General features: G+C 62.9%; 18 protein-coding genes. 13 read left to right on the top strand and 5 right to left on the bottom strand.

What is annotated here, in order from left to right; genetic code table 11:
• Nucleotides 1–4 precede the first annotated feature (4 nt).
• Genes FZF13_RS08680 through coaA form a run of 6 tightly spaced genes read left to right on the top strand, consistent with a single transcriptional unit; the run spans nucleotide 5 to nucleotide 3,985 of the window.
• Nucleotides 5–295 (top strand): DUF1330 domain-containing protein, encoded by a 291-nt coding sequence (locus tag FZF13_RS08680; protein ID WP_024924280.1) that lies wholly within the window; start codon nucleotides 5–7, stop codon nucleotides 293–295.
• Entirely contained in the window at nucleotides 296–1,042 is a 747-nt protein-coding gene (gene hisA, locus FZF13_RS08675; RefSeq protein WP_024924279.1) for a 1-(5-phosphoribosyl)-5-[(5-phosphoribosylamino)methylideneamino]imidazole-4-carboxamide isomerase, read from the top strand.
• Complete coding sequence (locus FZF13_RS08670) at nucleotides 1,039–1,875, top strand: arginase family protein (RefSeq protein WP_024924278.1); 837 nt, start codon at nucleotides 1,039–1,041, stop codon at nucleotides 1,873–1,875. Before hisA ends, FZF13_RS08670 begins: the two co-directional genes overlap by 4 nt.
• Nucleotides 1,872–2,666: an imidazole glycerol phosphate synthase subunit HisF gene (gene hisF, locus FZF13_RS08665; RefSeq protein ID WP_024924277.1), complete on the top strand. Its 795-nt coding sequence runs from the start codon at nucleotides 1,872–1,874 to the stop codon at nucleotides 2,664–2,666. Before FZF13_RS08670 ends, hisF begins: the two co-directional genes overlap by 4 nt.
• Nucleotides 2,667–2,675: 9 nt before the next feature.
• On the top strand, nucleotides 2,676–3,002 hold the full coding sequence (locus FZF13_RS08660) for a phosphoribosyl-ATP diphosphatase (protein WP_024924276.1): 327 nt from the start codon (nucleotides 2,676–2,678) through the stop codon (nucleotides 3,000–3,002).
• A gap of 23 nt (nucleotides 3,003–3,025) precedes the next feature.
• Nucleotides 3,026–3,985 (top strand): type I pantothenate kinase, encoded by a 960-nt coding sequence (coaA, locus tag FZF13_RS08655; protein ID WP_036253378.1) that lies wholly within the window; start codon nucleotides 3,026–3,028, stop codon nucleotides 3,983–3,985.
• A 29-nt stretch (nucleotides 3,986–4,014) separates the two neighbouring features.
• On the opposite strand, the gene FZF13_RS08650 is transcribed toward coaA, so the two are convergent.
• From FZF13_RS08650 to FZF13_RS08630, 5 genes are all read right to left on the bottom strand, one after another.
• Complete coding sequence (locus FZF13_RS08650) at nucleotides 4,015–5,163, bottom strand: glycosyltransferase family 87 protein (RefSeq protein ID WP_024924274.1); 1,149 nt, start codon at nucleotides 5,161–5,163, stop codon at nucleotides 4,015–4,017.
• An 84-nt stretch (nucleotides 5,164–5,247) separates the two neighbouring features.
• On the bottom strand, nucleotides 5,248–5,862 hold the full coding sequence (locus tag FZF13_RS08645; RefSeq protein ID WP_024924273.1) for an alpha-ketoglutarate-dependent dioxygenase AlkB family protein: 615 nt from the start codon (nucleotides 5,860–5,862) through the stop codon (nucleotides 5,248–5,250).
• A gap of 110 nt (nucleotides 5,863–5,972) precedes the next feature.
• Complete coding sequence (lysM, locus tag FZF13_RS08640) at nucleotides 5,973–6,443, bottom strand: peptidoglycan-binding protein LysM (protein WP_024924272.1); 471 nt, start codon at nucleotides 6,441–6,443, stop codon at nucleotides 5,973–5,975.
• 84 nt (nucleotides 6,444–6,527) lie between these two features.
• Nucleotides 6,528–6,965: an alternative ribosome rescue aminoacyl-tRNA hydrolase ArfB gene (arfB, locus tag FZF13_RS08635; protein WP_024924271.1), complete on the bottom strand. Its 438-nt coding sequence runs from the start codon at nucleotides 6,963–6,965 to the stop codon at nucleotides 6,528–6,530.
• A gap of 82 nt (nucleotides 6,966–7,047) precedes the next feature.
• Nucleotides 7,048–8,658 carry a phosphoenolpyruvate carboxykinase gene (locus FZF13_RS08630; RefSeq protein ID WP_024924270.1) on the bottom strand — a complete coding sequence of 537 codons (1,611 nt, stop codon included), beginning with the start codon at nucleotides 8,656–8,658 and terminating at the stop codon, nucleotides 7,048–7,050.
• Nucleotides 8,659–9,016: 358 nt separating this feature from the next.
• Between FZF13_RS08630 and FZF13_RS08625 the strand changes: the two genes are divergently transcribed.
• The 7 genes from FZF13_RS08625 to ahcY all read left to right on the top strand — a co-directional run bounded on the left by FZF13_RS08625 (nucleotide 9,017) and on the right by ahcY (nucleotide 15,235).
• Nucleotides 9,017–9,718: a response regulator transcription factor gene (locus tag FZF13_RS08625; RefSeq protein WP_137900309.1), complete on the top strand. Its 702-nt coding sequence runs from the start codon at nucleotides 9,017–9,019 to the stop codon at nucleotides 9,716–9,718.
• A 16-nt stretch (nucleotides 9,719–9,734) separates the two neighbouring features.
• Nucleotides 9,735–11,519, top strand: a complete 1,785-nt coding sequence (locus FZF13_RS08620; protein WP_024924268.1) for a sensor histidine kinase — start codon at nucleotides 9,735–9,737, stop codon at nucleotides 11,517–11,519.
• Between the two features lie 23 nt (nucleotides 11,520–11,542).
• Entirely contained in the window at nucleotides 11,543–11,998 is a 456-nt protein-coding gene (locus FZF13_RS08615) for an HPr kinase/phosphorylase (protein WP_036253415.1), read from the top strand.
• 164 nt (nucleotides 11,999–12,162) lie between these two features.
• A complete protein-coding gene (locus FZF13_RS08605; protein WP_024924266.1) occupies nucleotides 12,163–12,564 on the top strand; it encodes a PTS sugar transporter subunit IIA in 402 nt (133 codons plus the stop codon).
• Nucleotides 12,561–12,857, top strand: a complete 297-nt coding sequence (locus FZF13_RS08600; protein ID WP_024924265.1) for an HPr family phosphocarrier protein — start codon at nucleotides 12,561–12,563, stop codon at nucleotides 12,855–12,857. Before FZF13_RS08605 ends, FZF13_RS08600 begins: the two co-directional genes overlap by 4 nt.
• Nucleotides 12,858–12,862: 5 nt before the next feature.
• Nucleotides 12,863–13,687, top strand: coding sequence for a glutamate racemase (locus tag FZF13_RS08595; protein WP_244431253.1), 825 nt, complete (start codon nucleotides 12,863–12,865; stop codon nucleotides 13,685–13,687).
• A gap of 147 nt (nucleotides 13,688–13,834) precedes the next feature.
• Entirely contained in the window at nucleotides 13,835–15,235 is a 1,401-nt protein-coding gene (gene ahcY, locus FZF13_RS08590; RefSeq protein ID WP_024924263.1) for an adenosylhomocysteinase, read from the top strand.
• Nucleotides 15,236–15,454 lie beyond the last annotated feature (219 nt).

The raw sequence follows: 15,454 nt of genomic DNA, 5'->3' as shown, positions 1-15,454 counted from the left end.
CGTCGTGACCAAGAAAGGCTACTGGATGGCGATGGTCGATGTTCGCGACCCGGATGTCTACAGGAAGTACATCGAGACCAATGGTATGGCCTTCGCCAAATATGGCGCGAAGTTCCTGGTTCGCGCCGGTCGCAACACCGACCCCGAAGGACCGACCGGCAACCGGCATGTGATCATTGAGTTCGAGACCTACGAGACGGCGCTGGCCTGCTACAATTCGCCGGAATACCAGGAAGCGCTGAAGCATCGGCTGGCCGGGTCGGTCGGCAAAGTCGTCATCGTCGAGGGCGTGTAAGTGATCCTTTTCCCAGCTATCGACCTCAAGGACGGCAAGTGCGTTCGCCTGAAGCTCGGCGATATGGACACCGCTACCGTCTACAATGAAGACCCCGCCGACCAGGCCCGCGCTTTCGAACACCAAGGCTTCGAGTGGCTGCACGTCGTCGACCTGAACGGCGCTTTCAAGGGCCAGAGCGTCAACAGCGCCGCTGTCGGCGCTATCCTCAAGGCAACGAAGAATCCGGTACAGCTTGGCGGCGGCATCCGCACCTTGCCGCAGATCGAGGACTGGCTGGACCGTGGACTGGCTCGCGTCATCCTCGGCACGGTCGCCGTCCGCGATCCCGAACTGGTCAAGGAAGCCTGCCGGGCGTTTCCGGGCAAGGTGGCCGTCGGCATCGACGCGAGGGGGGGCAAGGTGGCTGTGGAAGGCTGGGCGGAGGCCTCAAGCCTCGGCGTCGTCGAACTGGCAAAGAAGTTCGAGGGCGCCGGCGTGGCCGCAATCATCTACACCGACATCGACCGCGACGGCGTTTTGACCGGCATCAACTGGGGCTCGACCATCGATCTTGCCGAAGCGGTGTCGATCCCGGTTATCGCCTCGGGCGGCCTGGCGTCCATCGCCGACATCGTGCGCATGACGATGCCCGACGCCAGCAAGCTCGAAGGTGCCATTTCGGGCCGCGCGCTCTATGATGGCCGCATCGATCCTGCCGAGGCGCTGGCGATCCTCAAGGGCAAGACCAGGGAGGCCAACTGGTGAAGCTGACCATCGTTCTCGCCCCTTACGACAGCGGCCTCTACCATGTCGGCTTCGGTCAGGGCCCGGATGCGCTGATAGCCGGCGGTCTGGTCGAGGCGCTGACTTTGGCCGGTCACGATGTCGAGGTCGAGGATATCGACAAGGTCGGGCCGGAGCCGGGCCGCGAGATCGCCACCGGTTTTGCCGTCTGCAACACAGTGGCTGAAAAAGTTCGTAATGCGCGTGACGAGGGGCGCTTCCCGGTCGTGCTTACCGGAAACTGCCTGACGGCCTGTGGTGCCGTGGCCGGCGAAGACGCGGATTCCATCGTCTGGGCCGACCAGCATGGCGATCTCAACACGCCGGAAACCTCGATCTACGGTTTTCTCGACGGCATGGCGTTCTCGACCGCGCTCGGCCTCTGCTGGAAGCCGATGGCGGCGGCCGTTCCGGGGTTCAAGCCGATCGATCCGTCGCGTTCCGTGCTGATCAATGCGCGCGACCTCGACCCGGATGAAAAGGCGCTGCTTGAGACCCTGCCGGTCATCCGCACCGAATGCGGCGCGGCCGCCTCCGCAGCTGCCAAGCTGAAGGCGACTGGTGCTGCGCGCACGCATTTGCATATCGACCTCGACGTGCACGATCCGAACGAATTGCAGGTCAACCGCTATGCGACCGCCGGCGGGCCCAACCCCGTGCAGTTGCGCAGTGCCGCCTGCATCATGGCCAAGGAGATGTCGGTGGTGGGCATCACCATTTCGGCTTACGATCCGGCCTTCGACGCCAAGGCGGAAGCGCCGCCGCTGGTCGGCCAACTGCTCAACGATCTGCTGGCCACGATGGAAGGCAAATGACCCTCAAAGCCCGTGTCATTCCCTGCCTGGACGTCAAGGACGGCCGCGTCGTCAAGGGCGTGAATTTCGTCGATCTCATTGATGCCGGCGACCCGGTCGAGGCAGCCAAGGCCTATGACGCGGCCGGCGCCGACGAGCTTTGCTTCCTCGACATCACCGCATCTTCCGACAATCGCGAAACCATCTTCGACGTCATTGCTCGCACTGCCGAGCAATGTTTCATGCCGCTCACCGTTGGTGGCGGTGTGCGGCAGGTGGCCGATATCCGCAAGCTTTTGCTGGCCGGCGCCGACAAGGTGTCGATCAACACCGCCGCGGTGAAGAACCCGGCCTTTGTTGCCGAGGCCGCCGACAAGTTCGGCAATCAGTGCATCGTCGTTGCCATCGACGCCAAGAAGGTGTCGGCGCATGGCGAGACTGATCGCTGGGAAATCTTCACCCATGGTGGACGCGAGAAGACCGGCATCGACGCGGTCGAGTTCGCCGCCAAAATGGTCGATCTCGGCGCTGGCGAAATCCTTCTTACCTCGATGGATCGCGACGGCACCAAGGCCGGTTACGATATCGCGCTGACGCGCGCCGTGGCCGATGCCGTGCGCGCGCCGGTGATCGCTTCGGGTGGCGTCGGCAATCTCGATCACATGGTCGCCGGCATTCGCGACGGCCATGCCACGGCGGTGCTGGCCGCCTCGATCTTCCACTTCGGCACCTACACCATTGCCGAGGCCAAGCGGCACATGGCGGCGGCCGGCCTGGCGGTACGACTCGACTCGGACGCCAAAGGGTCCTAAACGGCGATTATGACTGGCTTTTCGCTGTCCGACCTTGAAGCGACCATCCGCGAACGCGCGCGATCCGGCGATCCGGATTCGTGGACGGCGAAGCTTTATGCGCGCGGCATGGACAAGGCGGCGCAGAAGCTCGGCGAGGAGGCGGTCGAAACGGTCATCGCCGCGATCAAGGGCGATCGTCAGGCCCTCGTTTCGGAAAGCGCCGATCTCCTCTATCATTGGCTGGTGGTGCTCGGCTTAGCGGACGTTCCGCTAAGCGAGGTGCTGGCGGAACTCGAACGCCGGACGGGGCGTTCAGGCGTTGCCGAGAAGGCCTCGCGGCAAGAGCGGGGCTGATGCTGGAGGGAGTGGGACACGCGATGGATCAGCTCGCGCCTACCGAAAAATATTCCCCCTACCTTTTCTTTTCGGCCGCCGATTGGGCGAAATTCCGCGCCGACACACCGATGACCCTGGGCGAGGACGAAATCCGCCGCCTGCGTTCGCTGAACGACCCGGTCGATCTGGAGGAGGTGACGCGCATCTATCTTTCGATGTCGCGCCTGCTTTCGGCGCATGTCGAATCCAGCCAGATGCTGTTTCGCCAGCGCCAAGCTTTCTTCAACAAGGAAAGCGTGGTCAAGACGCCCTACATTATTGGCATCGCCGGTTCGGTGGCGGTGGGCAAGTCGACCACGGCACGTGTGCTGAAGGAACTGCTTGCGCGCTGGCCGTCGAGCCCGAAAGTCGACCTGGTGACCACGGACGGCTTTCTGTTGCCCAACGAGGTGCTGCGCCGCGACCGGTTGATGGAACGCAAGGGTTTTCCCGACAGCTATGATGTCGGCGCCCTGCTGCGTTTCCTGTCCTCGATCAAGTCGGGCGAGCGCGACGTGCGCGCGCCGCTCTATTCGCATCTCACCTATGACGTTTTGCCGGGCGCGTATGTCACCATTGATCGGCCCGATATCCTGATCTTCGAAGGCATCAACGTGCTGCAACCCGGCAGGCTGCCGATGGACGGCAAGTTCGTGCCGTTCCTGTCGGATTTCTTCGATTTCTCAATCTATATCGATGCCGACGAGGCGCTGATCCATGAATGGTACATCGCCCGTTTCATGCGATTGCGCGAAACCGCGTTCCGCAATCCGGAATCCTTCTTCCACCGCTATTCGCAACTGTCCGAGCCGGCGGCGCGCGCGATCGCGGAAGGGCTGTGGGCCAACATCAACCTGAAGAACCTGCGCGAGAACATCCTGCCGACGCGCCCCCGCGCCGACCTCATCCTGCGCAAGGGCGCCAACCATCTGGTCGAAGAAGTGGCGCTGCGGAAGTTGTGATCCTGGTCGCCGGCTCGCCGGACTTCGCATCAAGCCAGGAAAAGAAGCGGGAGAACCAGCAGCGAGGAGATCGGCAGGCCGGCTATGTTGAGAACAAGCACGAGCTGCGGCAACATCCATGCAAGGATGATCGGCAGTTCCGCTCTTAGCGGCCCGCTGGCGATCACCCACGGCCGCCGCGCCACGATGAGCGCGCCGCTCAACAATAGGGCCAGATCGTAGTTGTGGATGTAGGGGGTGATCAGAACCGTCGCCAGCAACAGGAGTGCGGCGCGGCGTTCCGGGTCGTGGACACGCCAGATGCGCCACGCGAAAACGAGGCCGACACCGCAGGCGAAGGCGGCGTGGATCGCCAGGGCGAGGACGGAGTTTCCGGTCACGATGCGCAAGCCCATGAATATGGAGGGGATCATGGCCATGAACGGCCCGCTGCCGTTCCGTTCGAGATCGCTCAAGACCGGCAAGGTGTCGCCGAGATAGTCGCGCCATGGCCCCGTGCCGAACATGAGTACCGAAAAGCCCGCGAACAGGACCGTTCCCAGCGCCGTCCAAAGGATCATCCGCCAGCGTCGTTCGACGGCCCACAGCAGGGGGAGCAGGAAACCGCCCTGCGGTTTGATCGTCAGGATTGTGGCGGCCGCCGAAGGAACGGCATCGCGCTTGGTTCGCGCCGACAGCGCCAGCAAGACGAGCCCTGCGACGGCGCTGCCGCTCTGGCCATAATAGAGGTTCACGACCGTGGCCGGCGATGTGAGCAGAACCGCGGTTTCGAGGCGATCGAAGCCGAACCGCCGCGCGCCGACGAACAGCAATATCAGGCCGAACACGGACCAGACGGCAAGGGCCGGGTAGTAGCCGATCAGGCCGAACGGCCAGATCAGAAGCAGGGAATGTGGGGGATAGGCCCACAGACGCAGTCCCAGATCGGCGCCGCCAACGAACGTGGCCTGATAAGCCTTGAAGCCGCTGACGGCGTAGATCTCGTTCGCGTGTCCGGACAGCACCATGCGGGCTGCCGCCCACAGATTGATGAAATCGCCGCCGACGGGCGTGCCGTCGGCATAGAGCAGTCCGCTGATGCCGGTGAGGCTGCTGTATTTGTAGATACAAGCGCCGATGAGATGAGCCACACCCAATATGAGGAGGGCCAGTTTGAGGTTGCGCCCAGTCTTGCCCATGCCCACCACAGCAACGAATCGACCGCCGCAGCATCCTCGAACTGGGTTGAGCCTGTCCAGAGAGAACTGGCGCTGACATCTCGGCTACGGCACTGTCACCCGCCTCAGCGTCAGATTGATCCTGCCGCCATTCTTCAACAGCGCCGAAGTCATGGGATAAATCCTGTCGACGCCGTGGAAGGCCAGGCGGCCTTCGCCGCCAAGCACCACGACGTCGCCGGACTTAAGCCTGAATGAAACGGTCTTGCCGTCGCGCTTGGGTTGGCCGACGCGAAACAGGCAATCGTCGCCGAGCGAGATCGAGACGACGGGCGCGTCGAATTCCTGTTCGTCGCGGTCTTGGTGCAGGCCCATCTTGGCATCCGCCGTGTAGAAATTGACGAGACAGGCCTCCGGCGGGTGCGGATAGCCCGAAACCTCGCGCCACAAGGCAAGCAGGCTTTCCGGGATCGGTGGCCAGGGCATTCCTGTCACCGGATGCGTCGCTTGATAACGATAGCCGCGCTCCTTGTCGGTGACCCAGCCGAGTGTTCCGCAATTGGTCATGCGCACGCTCATCTCCTTGCCGGTGCGCGGCATCGCCGGCACGTAGAGCGGCGCTTCCTGCACCACGGTGCGCACCGCCTCGACCAGTGCCTCCTGGGCGGGTCGCGGCAGGAAGCCGGGCATATGGCGGACGCCTTTGGGCAGGACGAGCATGGTCGGGCTCCGGTTGCTGGTAGCGCTCATAGAATAGCAATGCGTCCGGAAACGAAAAACGGCGACCCGAAAGCCGCCGTCTCGTCGATGATCGCCGAGCGATCCCCTGATCAGGAAAGTTCGGGAATACGCAGAACCTGGCCGGGATAGATCTTGTCGGGATGGGTCAGCATCGGCTTGTTGGCCTCGAAGATCAGCGGGTTCTTGGCGCCATTGCCCTTGCCATATTGCGCCTCGGCGATCTTCCAGAGGTTGTCGCCCTTCTTGACCGTATAGAAGACGGGCGCCTTGGCGGGTGCGGCGCTGGCGGCGTCGGTGCCGACCTTCAACTCGTCGGCCTGCACCTTCGACACACCCAGCGTGTTGCCAACCGCGATCACCGCCTTTTCGAAGATCGACTGGTCCTTGACCTCGCCCTTCAGTACGGCGGTGTCGCCCTTGACCTCGATCTGGACGCCGTCGGTGCCGAGCTTGTGTGAATCCAGCTCCTTTTTCAGGGCGTCGGCTTCAGGCGCTGCTTCCTCGTCGCCGCCGATGCCAAGCTTCTTGCCGACGCCTTTGACGAAATCGAAAATTCCCATTGAGGCCTCTCCTTGCCTGTTTGCGGGAGTGCCAACCTCGCATCCGAAGACGACGATGTGAAGTCACGTTGCGGAACGTGCCTGTTACTCGTCGCCAACCCGGCCGCGCAGCTTCTTGACGGTCGCGCGTCCCGCCTTGCTTTTCAGCCGCCGCTCGATCGCGCCCTTGCTCGGCTTCGTCTTCTTGCGCGGTGGTGGTGGCGGTTCGGCGGCCTTGGCCACCAGTGCCGTCAGCCGGGTCCTAGCGTCGGCGCGGTTCTGTTCCTGCGTGCGGAAACGGCCGGCCTCGATGACGATGACGCCATCCTTGGTCGCGCGCTGGCCAGCCATCCGGATCACCCTGTCGCGCACGCGCTCGGAAAGGCCAGTGGCGCCTGCTGCGTCGAAGCGCAGCTGCACGGCGGTGGCCACCTTGTTGACGTTCTGCCCACCGGGACCCGAGGAGCGGATAAAGCTCTCCTCGAGGTCGTCCGGATGGATGACCGCCTCGCGGCTGATGGTGATTGTATCTTCGTTGCCCATTGACCAGTGATGGCGCGGCGGCGCCAAAAAGAAAAGGCCCGATCGCAATCGGGCCCTGGAGGAGAAATGCGTCGGAATGCTGTTATTCGGCAGCTACCTGAACGCGTGGCGCAGCACCACGCACCGATGCATCGACATGGTCCTCGAACTTGCCGAAATTGTCGATGAACATGCCAACCAGCTTGGCGGCCTGACGGTCATAGGCGGGCTTGTCGGCCCACGTCGAGCGCGGATCGAGGATGGCGCCGTCGACGCCGTCCACGGTCACAGGAACCTCGAAGCCGAAATTCGGGTCGGTGCGGAAGCTGGCCATGTTCAGCGAGCCGTTGAGGGCGGCGGCCAGAAGCGCGCGCGTCGCCTTGATCGGCATGCGGCGACCGGTGCCATAGGCGCCGCCGGTCCAGCCGGTGTTGACGAGCCAGCAGGTGACGCCGTGCCGGGCGATCAGCTCGCGCAGCAGATTGCCGTATTCCGAAGGATGGCGCGGCATGAAGGGTGCGCCGAAGCAGGTCGAGAAGGTCGCTTCCGGCTCGGTCACGCCCTTTTCGGTGCCGGCCACCTTCGCGGTATAGCCGGACAGGAAATGATACATCGCCTGCGCCGGCGTCAGCCGGGCGATCGGCGGCATCACGCCGAAGGCGTCGGCCGTCAGCATGATGATGTTCTTGGGGTGGCTTGCGCGGCCGCTGGCGCTGGCATTGGGAATGAAGTTCAGCGGATAGGCGCAACGCGTGTTCTCGGTGAGCCGCCCGTCGTCGAAATCCGGCACGCGGTTGTCGTCGAGGATCACGTTCTCCAGCACCGTGCCGAAGCGGCGCGTGGTGGCGAAGATTTCAGGCTCCGCTTCGGCCGAGAGCTTGATGGTCTTGGCATAGCAGCCGCCCTCGAAATTGAAGATGCCGTGCGGGCCCCAGCCATGTTCGTCGTCACCGATCAGCGTGCGCGCCGGATCGGCCGACAGCGTGGTCTTGCCGGTTCCGGAGAGACCGAAGAACACGGCGGCGTCGCCGTCGGGCCCTTCATTAGCGGAGCAGTGCATCGGCATCACGCTTTGCTCGGGCAGCAGGTAGTTGAGGGCGGTGAACACCGACTTCTTCATCTCTCCGGCATAGGAGGTGCCACCGATCAGCACGATCATGCGCGTCAGGTCGAGCGCGATCACCGTCTCGGTACGGGTGCCATGGCGGGCTGGGTCGGCGCGGAAGGATGGCAGATCGATGATCGTCATCTTCGGCAGGAAGCGGGCAAGCGCTTCCATTTCCGGACGGATCAGAAGATTGCGGATGAACAGCGAGTGCCAGGCGAACTCGGTCACCACGCGGGTCGGCAGGCAAAGCTCGGCGTCGGCGCCGCCGACCAGGTCCTGCACGTAGAGATCCTTGTCGGCCGCATGCGCCAGGAAGTCAGCGAAGAGCGTCTCGAACTGTGCCGGCGTGATCGCCTTGTTGTTGCCCCACCAGACGCTGTCTTCGGTCTTGGCGTCGCGAACCACGAACTTGTCCTTGGGCGAACGACCGGTGTGTTGGCCGGTCTCGGCCAACAGTGCGCCATGCGCGGTCAGCTTCGCCTCGCCGCGGCGCAGCGCTTCCTCATAGAGCTCGGCGGCACCGAAATTGTACCGCACCATGCCCGTCGTTTTCAGGCCGATGGTGTCGAGCCCGCATGCGGGATTACGCTTGCCGCGTTCCGACATCGATAATTCTCCCTGTTGAATGCCGCCTTGGATGGCTGTCCGCCGAAAGGATGAGTAAAGCCCTGGAAAAAGGCCAAAATCAGAAAAAGCAAACGATATCAAATCATTAATCGATTTAAAAAATTTGAAAGTTGTTTAAATCGTTTAAATATGAAAAAAGCCGGGGTCACGCCCAAAGCATTACGGCGCGGGTGTCGTCCTATCGCGGCGAGAGCACGGCGAAGGGCGCGATTGTGGACATAGGCGCCCAGCCGATGTAGGAGGGCTGGCGGCGTGCCACATTTTGTACCTAATTTGTCCTGCAAAAGCTCGTTCCGACGGAACGAAGGGACGCCCGCCCATGAGGGAGCCGCTTGAAATGGCAACAATCGCCCTGGTCGACGACGACCGCAACATCCTGACATCGGTTTCGATCGCACTGGAATCGGAAGGATATCGGGTCGAGACCTACACCGACGGTGCCTCGGCGCTGGAAGGCCTGGCGGCGCGTCCGCCAAACCTCGCCATCCTCGACATCAAGATGCCGCGCATGGACGGCATGGAGCTTCTGCGCCGGTTGCGCCAGAAGACCGACCTGCCGGTGATCTTCCTGACCTCCAAGGACGACGAGATCGACGAGCTGTTCGGCCTGAAGATGGGTGCCGACGACTTCATCAAGAAGCCGTTCTCGCAGCGTCTGCTGGTCGAGCGCGTGCGCGCCGTCTTGCGCCGCACCAGCGCCCGCGAGGCCGCGGCCAAAGCCCCGACGCAGCAGTCCCGCTCGCTCGAGCGCGGCCAGCTCGTGATGGATCAGGAACGCCACACCTGCACCTGGAAGGGCGAGCCGGTGATATTGACCGTCACCGAGTTCCTCATCCTGCATTCGCTGGCACAGCGGCCGGGCGTGGTGAAAAGCCGTGATGCGCTGATGGATTCGGCTTATGATGAGCAGGTCTATGTCGACGACCGCACCATCGACAGCCACATCAAGCGGTTGCGCAAGAAGTTCAAGGTCGTCGACGACGACTTCGAGATGATCGAGACGCTTTATGGAGTCGGCTACCGATTCCGCGAAGCGTGAGGCTGATCGGGATACGATGGCGGTAGAGGTGGAGCGGAACAGGCCGACAGCGGCCGCGCGGCGGCCGCCGCGCATTCTGCCTGCCATGTTCTCGAAGGTGACGGTGCCGATGCGCCGTTTCCTCGGCCATCACATCTTCTCCAGCCTCACCCGCCGCATTCTCTTCCTCAACCTGGCCGGTCTGGCGGTGCTGGTCACCGGCATCCTCTATCTCAACACTTTCCGCGACGGCCTCATCGACGCGCGTGTCGAGAGCCTGATGACGCAGGGCGAGATCATCGCCGGCGCCATCGCCGCCTCGGCAACCGTCGAGACCGACGCCATCCGCATCGATCCCGAGAAATTGCTGGAATTGCAGGCCGGCGAGAGCATCGGCCCTTCCGCCGACCAACTCGACAATCTTGATTTCCCGATCAATCCCGAGCGCGTGGCGCCGGTGCTGCGACGGCTGATCTCGCCAACGCGCACGCGCGCCCGCATCTACGACCGCGATGCAAACCTTCTGCTCGATTCCAGGCACCTCTATTCCAAGGGCCAGATCCTGCGCTACGACCTGCCGCCGGTCGACGAGGAGGAACCGAGCGTCGCCGAACGGGCGCAGAAGTTCATCTTCGACATTTTCTCCAACCACTCGCTGCCGGTCTACAAGGAACAGCCCGGCGGCAATGGCGGCGCCTTTCCGGAGGTGGTGAAGGCACTGACCGGCAGCCCTTCCACCATCGTCCGGGTGAGCGAAAAGGGTGAGCAGATCGTCTCCGTCGCGGTCCCCATTCAGCGTTTCCGCGCGGTGCTTGGCGTGCTGATGCTGTCCACCGAAGGCGGCGACATCGATAAGATCGTGGCGGCGGAACGCAAGGCGATCCTGCGCGTGTTCGGCGTGGCGGCGCTGGTCACGGCGATCCTGTCGATGCTGCTTGCGTCGACCATCGCCAACCCGCTGCGCCGGCTTTCCGCGGCGGCGGTGCGGGTGCGCCGGTCGATGCGCAACCGCGAGGAAATCCCGGATTTTTCCGAGCGCCAGGACGAGATCGGCAATCTGTCGATTGCCGTGCGTGACATGACCAACGCCCTCTATGCCCGCATCGAGGCGATCGAGAGTTTCGCGGCCGATGTTTCGCACGAACTGAAGAACCCGCTGACCTCGCTGCGCAGCGCCGTCGAAACCTTGCCGCTGGCCAAGAACGAGGTCTCGCGCTCTCGGCTCATGGAGGTCATCCAGCACGATGTGCGGCGGCTCGACCGGCTCATCACCGATATTTCCGACGCTTCGCGGCTCGATGCCGAACTGGCGCGCGACGACGCCGCGCGCGTCGATTTCAAGCAATTCGTCTCCGATCTCGTCAGCATCTCGCGCGAGGCGTCGCACCACAAGAAAGCGGTGGAGCTGGAGCTCAAGGTGGCCAAGCTGCCGCAGGGCGTGAAGGGCTATTATGTGCAGGGCCACGACCTGCGGCTCGGCCAGGTCATCACCAACCTGATCGAGAATGCCCGCTCCTTCGTGCCGGACGAGCACGGCCATATCTCGATGTCGCTGTCGCGTTCCGGCAAGTTCAACATCCTGACCGTGGAAGACAACGGTCCCGGTATCCGCGCCGAGAACATCGAGCGCATCTTCGAGCGCTTCTACACTGACCGTCCGGCCGGCGAAGCCTTCGGCCAGAATTCCGGCCTTGGCCTGTCGATCAGCCGTCAGATCGTCGAGGCGCATGGCGGCACGCTGACCGCCGAGAACATCCTCGGCACCAAGCCCGGCGATATCAAGGGTGCCCGCTTCATCGTCGCGCTGCCGGCCGAAGGGTGAGGCGCCTTGGCCAGGGACCGAACGTGCCGGTAGAGCCTCCGCGCAACATCCACGCCACCGCGCTACTGGCCGGCGACTGCGGTCTGCTGATCACCGGCGCCTCGGGCGCAGGCAAATCGACCCTGGCGCTGGCCCTGATCGGCCACTTCCGTAGCCTCGGCCTGTTTTCGCGCCTGGTCGCGGACGACCAGCTTTTCATTTCCGGCCACGGCGGTCGTCTGGTCTGCCAGGCACCCCCCACTATCGCCGGCCTCGCCGAGGTTGCCGGCATCGGCCCGCAGCCGCTCGCCTTCGAGAAGGAAGCGGTCATCGACCTCTGCGTGCGCCTGGTTGCCGAGGCGGAAATGCAGCGTTTCCAAAAGGATGCGACCATAGAAATAGCCGGCTGCACGATCGCCGCGCTTGACGTTGCGGCACGCAACGTCACCGCAGCGGTGGCGGCCGTCTCGGCGCGGCTGTCGATCGCGTCTTTTCGATGACGTTGCGGCACTTTCATGCTGCAATGCGTCAAAATGGCTCGGAATGGTGCAAATTGGGGCTTGTCAACGCGCCGTGCGTCGACAAGATAGCGCTCCCGCCGCCTGGACAGGCTGGCGAGCATAAAATGCGCCTGTGAAGGGGCCATGACGGGAGCCGCCAAAGAATGATCGGACTCGTGCTCGTGACGCACGGTCGACTGGCCGACGAGTTTCGCCTAGCGGTGGAACACGTCGTGGGACCGCAGGAGAATTTCGAGACCGTTGCCATTGGGGCTGACGACGACATGGAGCAGCGCCGGCGCGATATCGTCGAGGCGGTGCGGCGTGTCGATGGTGGCACGGGCGTCATCCTGCTCACCGACATGTTCGGCGGCACGCCTTCTAATCTCGCCATTTCGGTGATGGAGGCAGGCCGGATCGAGGTGATCGCCGGCATGAACCTGCCGATGCTGATCAAGCTCTCCAGCGTGCGCAAGAGCGACAACATGGTCGCCGCGCTCGACGAAGCCCAGGCCGCCGGCCGCAAATACATCAACGTCGCCAGCCAACTGCTGACCAGCAAATGAGCACCATGTCCACCGAAGTTGGCCACGTCGCCCGTGACATGCGGATCATCAACCAGCGTGGCTTGCATGCTCGCGCCTCGGCAAAGTTCGTGCAGGTCGCCGGCAGCTTCGACGCGTGCGTCCATGTCGAGAAGGACGGCACCAAGGTCGGCGGCACCTCGATCATGGGCCTGATGATGCTGGCCGCCAGCCCCGGCTGCTCGATCCGTGTCACGGCGTCCGGCAAGGAAGCCGCCGAGGTGATCGCCGCACTCGACGATCTCGTCGCCTCGAAGTTCGGCGAGGAAATCTGAGTTTGGTGGCCCATTTGGGCTCTCCAGATCCCCTAGCGCTGTCAACACCAATTGCTGTATTCGACGCCGGCATCGGCAGCTACGCGATCGTCGAGTTGATCCGGCGCCGGCAGCCACGGCGGGATATCCTCTACTTCGCCGATAGGGCTCGTTTCCCCTATGGGGGCAAAGGCAGGGACGAGCTCCTGTCGATCATCCAAGGTACCATCCGCTTTCTATTGGAATACGCGCCGCAGGCGATTGTGGTGGCTTCGAATGCACCGTCGATCATGGTTCTCGATGCATTGAGAGATAGCTGCCCGTTGCCCGTCTACGGCGTAGCGCCTCCGCTCGAGGAGGCTTTGGCACGCAGCCGAAGCGGCCAGGTCGGTATCATGGGCGTCCGCTCACTGATCGAAAGTGCCGAGCTTTCCCGTTTTGTTCGTGAGCGCGCGGTTGATCCCGCCAGTGTGGCGCTCATCAATGCTTCCCCGATGGTCGAACTGGTTGAGAGCGGGGCTTTCCTGTCTGAACCGGAACGAACGCTCCTGGCTGTAACCGAATTTGCAGCCGAAATAGCCGCGCGACATCCTTCAATCGATGTTTTGACCCTTTCCAGCACGCATTTGCCCTGGTTGCGTTCCTTCTTCGAACAGGCACAGCCGACGTGGCTGCTTCTCGACCCGGCGGAGAATGTCGTGGCTGCCTTGCCAGACGCGGCCGAGGGCTCCGGCCGCACCGTCGCGCTCGTCACGGAAGGTGGTGGCTATGACATTGCCGGCTTTCGAAAGATGCTGGACAAGATCGGTGTCGACTTGCCCTTGACGGTCGTTAATCCCGACATCGCCTAGCCTTTGCGATATGCGCAGATAAAGATTTCTTTATATCCCATTGTCGCTTTCGGCGTGATCTGCTAGGCAGGCGCCAACGCCGCGTTCATTTTCCTGCGCCAAACGGCCTGAACGCGTCCGCACGCAAAACCAGATCGGAGCACCACAATGACGGGTAGCAAAGACTATGTGATCGCCGATATTTCGCTTGCCGGCTGGGGCCGCAAGGAAATCGAGATCGCCGAAACGGAAATGCCGGGCCTGATGGCCTGCCGCGAGGAATTCGGCGAGAAGAAGCCGCTGCAGGGCGCTCGCATCACCGGATCGCTGCACATGACCATCCAGACCGCCGTGCTGATCGAGACGCTGAAGGCCCTGGGTGCCGATATCCGCTGGGCTTCCTGCAACATCTTCTCGACCCAGGATCACGCCGCCGCGGCGATTGCCGAGAGCGGCATCCCGGTCTTCGCGGTCAAGGGCGAGTCGCTCGAAGAATACTGGGACTACACCGACAAGATCTTCCAGTGGGCCGACGGCGGCCTCTCCAACATGATCCTCGACGATGGCGGCGACGCCACCATGTACATCCTGATCGGCGCCCGTGCCGAGGCTGGCGAGGACGTGCTGTCCAAGCCGGGTAGCGAGGAAGAAGAAATCCTGTTCGCGCAGATCAAGAAGCGCCTGAAGGCTTCGCCCGGTTTCTTCACCAAACAGCGCGAGGCGATCCGTGGCGTCACCGAGGAAACCACCACCGGCGTCAATCGGCTTTATCAGCTGCAGAAGAAGAGCCTGCTGCCCTTCCCGGCGATCAACGTCAACGACTCGGTCACCAAGTCGAAGTTCGACAACAAGTACGGTTGCAAGGAATCACTGGTCGACGGCATCCGCCGCGGCACCGACGTGATGATGGCCGGCAAGGTCGCCGTCGTTTGCGGCTACGGTGACGTCGGCAAGGGCTCGGCCGCTTCGCTGTCCGGCGCCGGTGCTCGCGTGAAGGTCACCGAGGTCGACCCGATCTGCGCGTTGCAGGCCGCTATGGACGGCTTCGAAGTGGTCACGCTGGAGGATGCGGCGCCGACCGCCGACATCGTCATCACCACCACCGGCAACAAGGACGTCATCACCCTCGACCATATGCGGGCGATGAAGGACATGGTCATCGTCGGCAACATCGGCCACTTCGACAACGAGATCCAGGTCGCTGCCCTGCGCAATCTCAAATGGACCAATGTCAAGCCGCAGGTCGACATGATCTCCTTCCCGGATGGCAAGCGTCTGCTGCTTTTGTCGGAAGGCCGCCTGCTCAACCTCGGCAACGCCACTGGTCATCCGAGCTTCGTCATGTCGGCGTCCTTCACCAACCAGGTGCTGGCGCAGATGGAGCTGTGGACGCAGCCCGGCAAATACGAGAACAAGGTCTACACGCTGCCCAAGCATCTCGACGAGAAGGTGGCCCGGCTGCATCTCGGCAAGCTTGGCGCCAAGCTCACCGACCTCTCCAATGAACAGGCTGCCTATATCGGTGTGACTACCCAGGGTCCGTTCAAGCCGGAACACTACCGTTATTAATCGCAGTTAGTTCTGCTACAATATATTGAAGCCGGGCGATTGACATTTCGCCCGGCTTTATTTTTGCGCAGCCGCTGCCTTCACGCCGATTCTGCGAGGGGGTATGGTGAGGTGATTCGCGAAGCTTCCGGCTTGCGCGCGGCCGCGGCCCGTCCGGCACTCGGCACGAGGCGCGGGTTTCCAGGTAAAGGAGCGTTCTTTGCGTGTCCGTGACAGGGC

Source organism: Mesorhizobium terrae (assembly GCF_008727715.1).
GTDB classification, from domain to species: Bacteria; Pseudomonadota; Alphaproteobacteria; order Rhizobiales; family Rhizobiaceae; genus Mesorhizobium; species Mesorhizobium terrae.
Note: the sequence above shows the minus strand (reverse complement) of the source record. Positions and strands in the feature narration are given on the sequence as shown.